Raw genomic sequence first — 11982 nt, 5'->3', positions numbered from 1 at the left:
CGATTAGTTCCGGCGTGTCACCATCCGCGACACGGTTGTTGTTGCAGGTAGATGGCTGTTGCGCCGTTGTCGCTTCGCAGTGGGAGCACCTATCTTGAGGCCATGGGACACGGGCATGGGCACGGTCACGGCCATCACCACAGGAAGGGAATCTTGGCTCGGCTCAAACCGCACAGCCACGATGCCGGTGACATTGTGGACAGTGCGCTCGAAGCGAGCCGCCGAGGCATGCGGACACTGTGGATTTCCTTCGCGGCCTTGATGGTCACGGCCGTGGCCCAGGCTGTCCTTGTCGCTTTCACTGGATCTGTGGCGTTGCTGGGCGACACGTTGCACAACTTCGCTGACGCGTTGACGGCTGTGCCGTTGGGCATCGCGTTCCTGCTGGGCAGGCGCGCGGCCACCCGCCGGTTCACCTACGGCTTGGGGCGCGCGGAAGACCTTGCCGGTCTGGTGATCCTCGCCGTGATCGGCACGTCAGCCGGGTTGGCCGGCTGGGAAGCGATCCAGCGGCTGATCGAGCCACGGGACATGCGCAACATCGGCTGGGTCGCGGCGGCCGGCCTGATCGGCTTCCTGGGCAACGAACTCGTGGCCCGGTACCGGATCACCGTGGGCAGGCAGATCGGATCGGCGGCTCTGGTCGCTGACGGGCTGCACGCCAGGACGGACGGCTTCACGAGTCTGGCCGTGCTGCTGTCAGCCGGTGGTGCGGCGGTCGGCTGGCAGTGGGCGGACCCTGTGGTGGGCCTGCTGATCACCGTCGCGATCTTGTCCGTGTTGTGGGGTGCGGCCAAAGAGGTCTTCGGGCGGCTGCTGGACGCGGTCGACCCGGTACTGGTCGATCAAGCCGAACACGCGCTTGCTTCGTCGCCTGGTGTTCTTGCCGTGCACCAGGTTCGGCTCCGTTGGGTCGGGCACGCGTTGCACGCGGAGGCAGAGCTGTCCGTCGATCCGGGTTTGACGCTGAGCGCCGCCCATCAGATAGCCCACGATGCCGAGCACCGGCTACTGCACGCGTTGCCGCGGGTCACCCGGGCCGTCCTGCACGCTCATCCCGCTGAGCCGCATGGGGACGCGGCGCACGACCTGGTCGCGCATCACCTATCGCGGACCCTCGGGTGATCCGTCCGACGTGAGCGCTCCTTGCCCAGGTTTGGACGGCAGGAAGATGTGCGCGTGACCGCGGCCCGAGTCGACGTTGAGGACGTCAAGCTGGGTCGCCGCGATGGACCAGGTGACGACGGCCGCGTCGCGCTGCCGCCCGGCGGTCTCCAGCCAGGCCTGTTTGTCCGGTGCGTCAAGGGATTTGGCGAAGGTGGCCACCGCGAGGTCAAGCTGCTGGACGCTGGAGGCCAGGCCCGAGCGGGCGATGTTGACCGCGGTGCCCGCCGACGGGCGTTCGGCGAACTCGTCCACGTAGCCCTTGGTCACCTTCTGCCAGCCGGTGACCTGTTCCTTGGTGGCGGCGGTCGTGTTGAGGCCTTCGAGTACGGGGAGCAGGCCGTCGTGGATGCGCCGCGCTTGCTGGGTGAGCGTGCCGATCTGTTCGTTGTCGCGTTGCGCGTCTTGTTTCTTCATCTCCGCGACCGGGTCGGCGGCGATTTCGGCGCTGGGACGGCCCAGGAAGAACCCGGCTACGAAGGCCACGATGACGATCGGGATCGCCCACAGTGCTTTGGCCCGGTTTGGCTGCGGCGATTCGCCGCCGCCCCATCGTTCGCTGCGTAAGGTACGCGGGCGCGAGCGCACAACTGCCTCCACTGGTAGCCGAGCCGACACGCCATGTTATTGATCGGGTCGACGTCGGCGGAAGGCTCACGCGTCGATCTGGCCCGCGTGGAACAACGCCTGGTCGAGCAGGCCGCGTACGTGGTCGTTGGCCGCCGAGTAGTAGACGAACGTGCCCTCCCTGCGGCCTTTGACCAGGCCGGCGAGCCGGAGTTTGGCCAGGTGCTGGCTGACCGCGGTGGGGGCGGCGCCTGCCAGTTCAGCGAGGCACGCGACCGACGACTCGCCTTGCAACAACGCCCACAGCACCCTGATCCGGGTCGGGTCGGCCAGCAGCCGGAACGTTTCGGCGGCGAGGTGGACCTGCTCTTCGGAGGGCATGTCGAAGTCGGGAAGAGACGAGTGCATACCGCATCATAGCCTGCTTGGTCAACTGCTTGCGTATCTGCGTGAATGCGCAGATAAGATGTCTTCATGTTCTCTCTCCCGGAAGTGCGCTGGGCCGTGCTCTCGACCAGCCTGTTCGGATTCGGCCTGCTCACGCAGGTGGCCGGCGGGCCGTCGTGGCTGTGGTGGTCGCTCTACCTGTGTTGTTACGCCGCCGGTGGCTGGGAACCTGCGTTGTCGGGGCTCAAGGCGTTGCGTGAGAAGACGCTCGACGTCGACCTGCTGATGGTCCTGGCGGCGATCGGAGCCGCGTCCATCGGCCAGGTCTTCGACGGCGGGCTGCTCATCGTGATCTTCGCGACCTCCGGTGCGTTGGAGGCGGTCGCGACCAAGCGCACCGAGGACTCGGTACGCGGCCTGCTCGACCTCGCACCGCAGACCGCGACCCGGGTCACCGCCGACGGCGAGCAGGTCGTCGACGCGGCACAACTGCAGGCCGGTGACGTGATCCTGGTGCGTCCCGGCGAGCGGATCGGCGGCGACGGTGCGGTGATCGACGGCGCCAGCGACGTCGACCAGGCGACGATTACCGGCGAGCCGCTGCCCGCGCCGAAACACCTCGGCGACGAGGTCTTCGCCGGGACGTTGAACGGAACCGGCGCGCTGCGCGTACGGATCACCAGGCCGGCCAAGGACACGGTGATCGCCAGGATCGTGGCCATGGTCGAGCAGGCGAGTGCGACCAAAGCCCGGACTCAGCTGTTCATCGAAAAGGTGGAACAGCGGTACTCGGTGGGCATGGTCGCCGTGACGTTGGCGCTTTTCCTCGTCCCGCTGGCGTTCGGCGCCGCGTTCGAGCCCACCTTGTTGCGGGCGATGACTTTCATGATTGTGGCGTCACCCTGTGCCGTGGTGCTCGCGACGATGCCGCCCTTGCTGTCCGCGATCGCCAACGCGGGCCGTCATGGAGTTCTGGTGAAATCCGCGGTGGTGCTCGAACGTCTCGGCACGGCGACGCGCGTGGCGTTCGACAAGACCGGCACACTCACGTTGGGGACACCTGAGGTCGCGGTCGTCAAACCGCTGCTGGAAGTCGACGTTCTGCGGCTGGCGGCGGCTGCTGAGAGCCAGTCCGAGCATCCAGTGGGGCGGGCGATTGTCGCGGCGTGCCCGGATGCGGCCCCGGCGTCGGAGTTCACGTCCGTGCCAGGCAAGGGAGTGTCCGCTGTGGTCGACGGGCGACTGGTCGAAGTGGGCAGTCCGGCGCATTTGCTGGACAGGGCAGATCCTGTCGTCGAGTCGGTCGAGTCCAGCGGGTACACGGCGGTCGTGGTCAAAGTGGACGGTGTACTCGCCGGAGTGATCGGGCTGACCGACCAGCTGCGGCCGGGTGCTGCCGATGCCGTGCAGCGGCTCGCTGAGATGCAACCGGTCCTGCTCACCGGGGACAACCCAAGGGCCGCTGCGAAGATCGCGGCCGATGTCGGAATCACCAACGTCCAGGCAGGACTGTTGCCACAGGACAAAGTGGCCGCGGTGCAGCAGATGCCGCGGGCTGTTGTCGTGGGGGATGGTGTGAACGACGCTCCCGCGTTGGCGACTGCTCACGTGGGAATCGCCATGGGGCGTACGGGATCCGACCTCGCCTTGGACACCGCTGATGTCGTGATCACCCGTGATGATTTGTCCACTGTGCCCGCTGTGATCGCGTTGGCCCGACGCGCCCGCCGGGTCGTGATCGCGAACCTCGTCATCGCTGGGACATTCATTTGTGTGCTGGCCGGGTGGGATTTGTTCGGCACGCTGCCGCTCCCGCTGGGCGTCGCTGGCCATGAAGGTTCCACGATCATTGTGGGTCTCAACGGTTTGCGCCTGCTCCGACGGTCCGCTTGGGACAGTTAGTCACTCGATCAGTGGACAGATGCATAGCGCAGGAGTGATCGGGTAGCCCACTGACTGGCAGTTCACAACACGGACAGGAGTGGCACTATGTTCGAGAAGGCCAAGGAAAAGCTGCAGAAGCTGGCCGGGGAACACCCGGACAAGGTCGACAAGGGCATCGACAAGGCAGCCGACGTCGCCGACCAGCGGACCGGCGGGAAGCACGGCGACAAGATCCAGCAGGGTGCCGACAAGCTCAAGGAGCGCATGCAGCGGCCCGACAACAACCAGCCGCCCGCGTAACCTGTTAGCCGACAAGCAGGTCGGCGAGATCGTCGAACCGGATCACGAAGACCGCGCCCACGGCACCGCCTGCGGCGGCCAGCGCCGCGATCACGGGGTCCACTGTGCCCGGCGACAGCGTGGCCACACCAAGCACGGCGATCAACAACAAGAGCGCGTTGCGCACCACATGCCGACGGGCCAGCACCGTATGGGCTGGCCCGAAACAACGGCACACCGCGCCAGACCGACGCGCCACCGCCCGCCAGACCGCGACAGTCAACACACCGAACAGCCCCACCGAGAGCCCCAGCCCAGCGGTGGCGAGCCAACGTCCGGTGTTGAGATCGGCTGCCATGAGCACAGTCGCGCATAGCAACAGGGCAGTGATGGCAACCTCTGCGGCCAACGTCGCCGCGGCGAACAGCCGCGTCCACTGGGCGGGGATGCCGAAGGCGGGGATGGATGCGGCGAACTCGGCGTAGTCCTTGCCGCTGCGGGCCTTGCTGACTGCGGAGATGAGCAGGACGAGCCCGCAGAGGACCATCGCCGCAACGCTGATGTAGGCCATTGCTTACCTCTCACCGATCGGTCGAAGGACCACGCCGATCAACGCTTCTGCCGGGATGTAGCCGAGCCTTCGCGAGTCGTTGCTGCGCGCCGGATTGTCGCCGAGCACTAGCAGCCTGCCGTGAGGCACTACCGAGTCGGCCACCGGGATGTGCGCGGGGACTGGGTCACCCGGTACCGCTGCCGCGCGCTTCACCAGCCGCCCACCGGTCGGATCGCCGGGCGCCTTCTCCACTTGCACCACCACAACCTGCCCTGTCCGCACGCGCTCCAGCCGCGACCGGCGCACCAACAGCCGATCACCAGACCGGTAGGTCGGTTCCATGCTCACCCCGTGCACCGTGACCACGAGCAGGCGCCTGCGCTGCACCACTGCCCACGCCACCACGGCGCCGACAACAGCTAGTACCGCCCAGATCAAGGGAGAACCACCTCTTCGTAACCTGAAGCCTGCAGCCGGAACAACCGCGCGTACTCCCCGGACGCAGCCATCAGTTCATCGTGCGTGCCGATCTCTGCCACCTTGCCGTCGGCGAGCACTGCGATCACGTTGGCATCGCGAATCGCCCCAAGGCGGTGGGAGATAAGCACGCTGGTCGCGCCGTCACGGTGTCGCCGTAGGCTGCTGTGCACTTCGTACTCCGCCTCGGCGTCCAGGCCGCTGCTTGGCTCGTCGAGGATCATCAAATCCCTGCGGTCCCGCAGAAATGCCCGGGCCAACGCGAGTCGTTGCCATTGCCCACCGGACAACAACACTCCGGTCTCCGGGTCATCTCGGTCGGCTTCGTCAAAGAACATTCGCGACAGGAGGGTGTCGTAGCCCTTCGGCAGTGCGGCGACGATGTCGTGCGCACCGGCCCGGTGTGCCGCTGCGACCACTCGCTCCCGATCGTCCATACAGGATACGTCGCCCACGCCGATGTTCTCGGCCGCGCTCAGGTCGTAACACATGTAATCCTGGAACACCGCGCCGATCCGGGCACGCAACTCGTCCACCGGGACATGGCGGAGGTCTACCCCGTCCCAGCGGATCGTGCCGCGATCGGGGTCGTAGAAACGGCACAGCAGCTTGATGATTGTGGACTTGCCCGCGCCGTTCAGGCCGACCAACGCAAGCGAACGCCCGTGCGGGATAGTCAGGTTCACCCCGCGCAGCACCCATGGCTGGTCCTCCGCGTACCGGAACCACACATCGCGCAGTTCGATGCCAGAGCGCAGCGGCGGAACAGCTTGAGGGGAAACAGGAATCGGAAGATCCGGCTCCTGTGATGAGATCTCCAGATAATGATCGAACAACAACATCGAGTGGTGCGCCGAAGCCAGCCGTACCACCAGACCTTGTAGCGCGCTTTGCACTCCGCCGACGGCCGCGATGAACATGGCGACGTCGCCGATCGACAAACTCCCTTGAGCCGCCAGCCATACCGACCACACGAGCCCGCCGGCGGACACCAGCGCGGTCAGGCCCGCCAGCACTCCTTGCACCCGCGCGTCTCGACGGTCTTGGCCTTCCATAGCGGTGTGCGCGGCAGTCAACTCCACGAGCATCCGACGGCGGAACAAGCCGCCGAGACCGAGCAGCCGGAGTTCCTTGGCCGCATCCAGACTCGCAAGGAGATCGGCGTAGAACACCTCACGGCGTTCGGCTGGGGCGATCGACCACAACATCTGCGCCCGGGCGCGGCTCAACCGCAGGTGCGCGATGAGCGCGGGAACCGCGGCGACCAGCACGATCAACGCCATACTCGCGTTGATCACGAGCACAGTCCCGAGGAAACCACCCACTGTCACGGCCGCTTGGACGGTGCCGAGCCCATCGTCGACGAGTTGACCCGGGCCGCTGCGACCGGTCTGCTGAGCAAGCCGGAGTTTGTCGCGGAAGGCCGGATCTTCCATCCGAGCCAGACCGGTCAGCCGGTCCATCGCCACGTACAACCGGTCCATCGTCAACCGGGCCACCGCCCGGTCCAGTCGCTGCTTGAGGTACTCCGACACCACCGGCAGCAAGCCGGTCACCAGCCCGGCGACCGCCAGAGCGACCGCCCACGGAAGCAACGTCAGCCACGCTCCACCGACGGCCAGCCCGTCCAGCAAGACCTTGGTGCACCATGCCGTCACGATCGGGGCGAGCCCGCTGAACACGCACATCAGGACGTAGAACGGGGTGCCCGCCGGCGCCGCCTGCCTGGTCAGCCGGATTGCCGCGGCCAGCAGGGTCAGCGCCCGGCGGACACCAAGGGAGGCGTTCACCGGTTAGCCGGCACCGGCAACGCGGAGATCTCCCATCCGCTGGCCACGACGGTCCCTGAGCCGTCGACCAGGGACAGCGCCGGGTAACCCTTGGCGCCCAACGCCTGGTGCACCGGGCCGCCGTCCCGCTCGAGCACGACCTCGGCCACCTCGCCCAGCCGGCCGACCATGTCGTCGGCCGCACCGGGATCGACGTCCGCGACCGCGATCACCCGGCCGTCGAAGCGGGTGGCGTATTCGATGAACTCGGGCATCCGCTCCTTGCACGGCTCGCAGTTCGGGGTGAAGAAGCCGATCAGGAACCCGGTGCCGTCCAGATTGGACACTTCGGCGCCGCTGACCGCGGTCGCGGTGAACATGGCGACGGTTGATCCGGCAGGCAGTGCGATGTCCGCGTCGATACCGCCGCCTGCCTGTTGCTGCACTTTACGAAGGGTCTCGTTCTGTTCCCGCAGCCGCCGGATGATGCCGAAGCTGAGGAGCAGGTCGATGACGCACAGGATTCCGACGATGACGACGGCGGCCGTCAGTAAGGGCATGGCAGAACTCCGAGGCTCTCGGGGGGATTGGATACCGCGGGTGGCGACCGCGCCACCCGCGGGTCAAGAGCTAGCCTCCGCAGACCCGGAAGGCGTAGCAGGGGCCGCAGTACAGCTTGCAGGCACCGTTGTACGAGCAGTGCCTGCGGAAGTCGCTGCGTTCACGGCAGTAGCAGTGCCGGTAGTGCGGGTCGGGCGGGCAGGCCGCGCCCACGTCGGCCTTGGGGATGAACATGCTCAGCAGCTTGTCGCTGAAGGCCCCGATAGTCGTGCGCATGTACCGCGTTCCTCACTTCCTCGCGCGCCGGTCGGCGCTTGGTGGCGCCCAACGTAGGAAAGCCAGGTACACAACGACGAACACAATGGATACACGACCGCGTGTATCCGATTTGACAAGTTCTTGATCACCTTCGGGCACGCTGTGCGGGGTGTCGACGATCGAGTTCAGGATCCTGGGGAGGACCGAGGTCCACACCGAAACGGGCACCGTCGCACTGGGATCGCTGAAGCAGCGCACATTTCTGGCGACGTTGCTGCTCAATCCCGGACGGGCAGTGCCACTGCGCAAACTGATCCAGTCACTGTGGGGTGATGAGCCGCCACAGTCGGCGGTGGCCAACGTCCGCACGTACGCCAATCGCCTGCGACGCGCGATTCCCGCCTGCGCATCCGGCGGACAGCGGATCACCGGGCACTCAGCGGGTTACGAGCTTTCCTTGCAGCAAGGTGAACTTGACTTGCACGGCTTCACCGAGCGCGCGAATGTAGGCCGTGCCGCGCTGTCGCATGGGGATTATGCCGCTGCCGCAAGGCATTTGGGTGAGGCGCTGTCAGCATGCCGTGGCGCGGTGCTGGAGGACTTGGCCGACAGCGACGCACTCGCCGGACTGATCGCGCCGGTCGAGGAGCTGCGGCTGTCGGTGGCCGAGGACTACCTCGACGCCCGGCTGGGCCTCGGTGAGCATCGGGAGGTGATCGGCCAGCTGCGGGAATTCGTCGCGGAGAACCCGTTGCGGGAGCGCGCATGGGCGCACCTGATGACTGCGCTCTATCGATCGGGCGATCCGGCAGGCGCTGTCGCCGCCTACGCCGATTGCCGCTGCGCGCTCGCCGAACATCTTGGCCTGGAGCCGTCACCGGACCTGGTGCGGCTGCACCGGGCGGTGCTGGACCGCGACCCCAGCTTGGGAACACGCACGACCACTGTGCACGCCAACGCGCCAGCACCACGGGAACTTCCCGCGCGGTGCGGGTCATTCGTCGGCCGGGACCGGGATCTCGCACACCTGCAAGGACTGTTGGACAAGTCGGGGCCACGGATCGCGGTCGTGCACGGGCCCTGCGGGATCGGGAAAAGCGCATTGGTGCTGGAGATGGCGCACCGCGTCGAGGCACAGTTCCCGGGCGGCCAGCTCTACATCGATCTCGCCGCGGAAAGCCAGGGAACCCGATTACCCCAGCGGCTTCTCCGGCACCTGGGCGTACCACCGCTCGAGATCCCGAAGAAGCCGGACGAAGCCGCCGCGGTCCTGCGTTCCCACCTGGCGCATCGACAGGTCCTCCTGGTGCTCGATGGCGCGGCCGAATCGGCTGCACTGCGTGACCTGCTCCCGGCTGGCGGGTCCTGCGCGGTCATGGTGACAAGCCGTTCGCCGTTGATGCTGGGCGGCGCCGAACATCTCGCCCTCACCCCACTGTCTGATCTGGACGGACGCGAACTGGTGGCGCGGTTGGCCGGACGGGTGCGGGTGGATGCCGAGCCCGCCGCGGCGGCGAGCATTGTCCAGTACTGTCACGGGATTCCGCTGGCGCTGCGGATCGTGGGAACGATATTGGCATATCGGCCGGTCCGGTCCTTGTCCTGGCTGGCACGCAGACTGGCCGCCGAGGAACACCGGCTGAACGAGCTGAGCTTCTGCGGTGAATCAGTACGTGAGGTCTACTCAGCGGCCTATCACGCGGTTGTCCAGAGCGAGGATCCGTTGGTTGGCGCGGCGTTCCGGTTGCTGGGCAAGCCGGGCTACGACGGTTGCGACATCGCCAATGCGTCGAGCACGCTTGGTGCCAGCGCCATGAAGGTCGAGGCCGCGCTGGACCGGCTGGTGGATCTCGGCCTTGCCGAGTGGGGCGAGCAGGACACCTATCGGCTGCCACCGTTGATGCGACTGTTCGCCGTGGAACTCTAGGCCCGGAAACAGCGTCCGTTCTGGTACAGGTCACCTGCGACCACCGCGCGTCCGGCGGGCGGGCCGACCTCGTAGGCCCACGCGCCGTTGCGGCTGAGTGACCGTTGGCAGTCGACGCTGCCGGAGTCGGTGGCCGAGCCCGTCCAGACGTTGATCGTCGTGCCGGAACACTGCGGGCACAGGTCTTCGAGGATGAAATACCGCTTGAGGTCCGGGACGTAGATCTTGGTCCCGGGCTGGTAGCGGTCGGTGCCCGCGGCGAACGTGATCGGGTCGTCGAACGTGCCTGTTCCGCCTGCTTGGCCGTGCATGACGTTGGTGTACGCGATGGCGCGGCTGCCGGGCGGGTCGTTGTTGCGGGCGCCGTAGAAATTGATCCGGCCCGACACGGTTGCCGCTGGTGCGGGTGGTGCCTGACGGGCTGGTGGCGGTGGTTCGCCGGATGACGATGACGGTGTTGTGGACGGCGACGTCGGTGCTTGATCCGAACTCGTCGGTGCGCCGGGCAGGATGAACGTCGGCGTGATCGTCATCGACGTCGGTACCTGCTCGTCAGGCAATTCGCCCGCGGTCGGGACCGTCAAGGACGCGGCCGGTCTGTTTTCTTGGTCACCTGGCAGCAGGACGATGACAAGCACCAGCAGGAGCACGAGGACGGCTCCGGCACCGACAGCCAGCTTCAGTCGCATGTGTGCACGTGGTCCCTTTGTCTGACAAGCGAGAGCAACTTAGCGCCACCGTGATCCGCCGCACAATGTTATGCGTGAGGATCATTCGTGTTCTCGCCGGGGCCGGTGCACGTCAGCTCTGCCAGGTCACAGCCTTGTTGTTGTCGCGGTCATATGGCTTCTCGGTGTACTTCAGCGACGTGATCGGGTCGGAGGCGAGACCGAAGTAGAGCCTGCAGGTGGTGAACTTCGCGCCCTTGGTGGTGAAGTCGCTCGGTGCGAACAGTTCCTCCGCGCAGCCGCTGACCTCGACCTTCGACAGGCCGAGCAGCGTGCCCGGCCAGCCGCCGCTCTTGGTGCTCGCGGTGAACAGCGGAGCCTGGTACTGCGTGAAGTTGACGCCGTCGAGGTTCTCCAGCACCGCACGCACGAAGAAGAAGTTCTTGCCGCGCAGCTTGGCCTTGTCCTCGTCCTTCAACGGCAGCTTGTCGATGTCGGCGTCCGGTGCCTTGACACTCTCCACAGTGACCGTGAACCCGAGATTGCCCTTGGCATACCGGCTGAACGTGGGGATGACGGCCTGGGCGCCGAACTTCAGCTTCGTGCCCGCCGGGGTCGTCGCGCCGGAGATCTCGAGGGTCGGGGTCTCGGTCAGGTACGGCGTGGGCGTGGACGTCGAGGTCGGCTTCTTGGACGACGAGCGCGGCGAAGCAGTCGACTGGACGTCGTCCGCCGGGACCGCGGTCGCGGTGACCGTCTTCGTGCACCCGGTGAGTGCCGCGCAGGCCAGTAGGGCGCCAAGCATCCCGGCGGTGATTCTCATCTGTGTTTCCCCAGTTTCGCGAACGTGCCGGCTGAGATTACAACACCCGGTTCCCGGCCAGCCGGATCACGGCCTCGGTGACCAGTTTGTCGCGTTCCTCGGCGGTGAAGATGTCCGGCAGGGTCAGCTGTTCGAGGATCAGCCAACTGAGCGCCAGTTGGAGCAGCTGCACCGAAGTGGCGTCGCCCGGCAGTCCGGATGCAAGGTGACGGGCCACGTTCTCGTCCATGTCGGTGCGCACCCGCTTGGTCAGGACTTCACGTAGTTCCGGTCGTCGCGTCGCCTCGAGCCGCAGTTCCAGCAGTGCGAGGTAGCCGGTGCGGAAGCTGGAGACCCGGTTGACCGTCTCCTTCAGCAACTCGACAACCGTGTCGATGTCGCCCGTCGGCGCCATCTGCGCGAGGGTGGCCTCGTCGGGTATCAGACGCTCGTACACGCGGGCGCCTGCCTGCGTGAGCAAGGTGTCCCGGCTGTTGAAGTAGTTCGACGCGGTGCCGATCGGCACGCCCGCCTCTTTGTCCACCGCGCGCAGGGTCAACCCCCGGGAGCCTTCCCTGGCCAGGACCTCGATGGCCGCATCGAGCAGGGCGGCGCGCCGAGCGGGGTTCTGCCGCATCTCAACCTCCTGTTGACACCACTTCAAGTGAAGTACTATGGTCAAACCA

14 protein-coding genes are annotated in these 11982 nt (G+C 66.5%); 4 read left to right on the top strand and 10 right to left on the bottom strand.

What is annotated here, in order from left to right; translation table 11 throughout:
• Positions 1–102: 102 nt before the first annotated feature.
• Complete coding sequence (locus B9C43_RS09325; protein ID WP_084425473.1) at positions 103–1125, top strand: cation diffusion facilitator family transporter; 1023 nt, start codon at positions 103–105, stop codon at positions 1123–1125.
• Here B9C43_RS09325 and B9C43_RS09320 read toward each other — a convergent pair.
• Positions 1105–1752 carry a hypothetical protein gene (locus B9C43_RS09320; RefSeq protein ID WP_084425472.1) on the bottom strand — a complete coding sequence of 216 codons (648 nt, stop codon included), beginning with the start codon at positions 1750–1752 and terminating at the stop codon, positions 1105–1107. The two genes, B9C43_RS09325 and B9C43_RS09320, sit on opposite strands and share 21 nt — an antisense overlap.
• Before the next feature lie 66 nt (positions 1753–1818).
• On the bottom strand, positions 1819–2139 hold the full coding sequence (locus B9C43_RS09315) for an ArsR/SmtB family transcription factor (protein WP_033387336.1): 321 nt from the start codon (positions 2137–2139) through the stop codon (positions 1819–1821).
• 66 nt (positions 2140–2205) lie between these two features.
• On the opposite strand from B9C43_RS09315, the gene B9C43_RS09310 reads away from it, so the two are divergent.
• Both B9C43_RS09310 and B9C43_RS09305 read left to right on the top strand, forming a co-directional pair.
• Positions 2206–4020 carry a heavy metal translocating P-type ATPase gene (locus tag B9C43_RS09310; RefSeq protein WP_084425471.1) on the top strand — a complete coding sequence of 605 codons (1815 nt, stop codon included), beginning with the start codon at positions 2206–2208 and terminating at the stop codon, positions 4018–4020.
• Between the two features lie 87 nt (positions 4021–4107).
• The gene (locus B9C43_RS09305) at positions 4108–4302 is read left to right on the top strand and encodes an antitoxin (protein ID WP_033387320.1); all 195 of its coding nucleotides are present in this window, start codon (positions 4108–4110) and stop codon (positions 4300–4302) included.
• Positions 4303–4306: 4 nt separating this feature from the next.
• Here B9C43_RS09305 and B9C43_RS09300 read toward each other — a convergent pair whose 3' ends face one another.
• The 5 genes from B9C43_RS09300 to B9C43_RS09280 form a co-directional block, all read right to left on the bottom strand.
• Positions 4307–4852, bottom strand: a complete 546-nt coding sequence (locus B9C43_RS09300) for a MauE/DoxX family redox-associated membrane protein (protein WP_084425470.1) — start codon at positions 4850–4852, stop codon at positions 4307–4309.
• Between the two features lie 3 nt (positions 4853–4855).
• Positions 4856–5272, bottom strand: a complete 417-nt coding sequence (locus B9C43_RS09295; protein ID WP_084425469.1) for a S26 family signal peptidase — start codon at positions 5270–5272, stop codon at positions 4856–4858.
• Entirely contained in the window at positions 5269–7101 is a 1833-nt protein-coding gene (locus B9C43_RS09290; RefSeq protein WP_084425468.1) for an ABC transporter ATP-binding protein, read from the bottom strand. Before B9C43_RS09290 ends, B9C43_RS09295 begins: the two co-directional genes overlap by 4 nt.
• Positions 7098–7640 (bottom strand): TlpA family protein disulfide reductase, encoded by a 543-nt coding sequence (locus B9C43_RS09285; protein ID WP_084425467.1) that lies wholly within the window; start codon positions 7638–7640, stop codon positions 7098–7100. The genes B9C43_RS09290 and B9C43_RS09285 overlap by 4 nt, the downstream gene beginning before the upstream one ends.
• A gap of 70 nt (positions 7641–7710) precedes the next feature.
• Positions 7711–7917, bottom strand: coding sequence for a hypothetical protein (locus B9C43_RS09280; RefSeq protein ID WP_033387314.1), 207 nt, complete (start codon positions 7915–7917; stop codon positions 7711–7713).
• 151 nt (positions 7918–8068) lie between these two features.
• Between B9C43_RS09280 and B9C43_RS09275 the strand changes: the two genes are divergently transcribed.
• Complete coding sequence (locus B9C43_RS09275) at positions 8069–9826, top strand: AfsR/SARP family transcriptional regulator (protein WP_084425466.1); 1758 nt, start codon at positions 8069–8071, stop codon at positions 9824–9826.
• Here the strand turns inward: B9C43_RS09275 and B9C43_RS09270 are convergent.
• The 3 genes from B9C43_RS09270 to B9C43_RS09260 form a co-directional block, all read right to left on the bottom strand.
• Complete coding sequence (locus tag B9C43_RS09270) at positions 9823–10515, bottom strand: hypothetical protein (protein WP_084425465.1); 693 nt, start codon at positions 10513–10515, stop codon at positions 9823–9825. The two genes, B9C43_RS09275 and B9C43_RS09270, sit on opposite strands and share 4 nt — an antisense overlap.
• Before the next feature lie 112 nt (positions 10516–10627).
• Complete coding sequence (locus B9C43_RS09265) at positions 10628–11317, bottom strand: hypothetical protein (protein WP_235038506.1); 690 nt, start codon at positions 11315–11317, stop codon at positions 10628–10630.
• Between the two features lie 37 nt (positions 11318–11354).
• Positions 11355–11933: a TetR/AcrR family transcriptional regulator gene (locus B9C43_RS09260; protein WP_084425464.1), complete on the bottom strand. Its 579-nt coding sequence runs from the start codon at positions 11931–11933 to the stop codon at positions 11355–11357.
• Between the last annotated feature and the right edge of the window lie 49 nt (positions 11934–11982).

This window comes from Kibdelosporangium aridum, from assembly GCF_900176515.1.
GTDB lineage: Bacteria > Actinomycetota > Actinomycetes > Mycobacteriales > Pseudonocardiaceae > Kibdelosporangium > Kibdelosporangium aridum.
The sequence above is the reverse complement of the archived record's forward strand: the minus strand, read 5'-3'. Positions and strand labels throughout refer to the sequence as shown.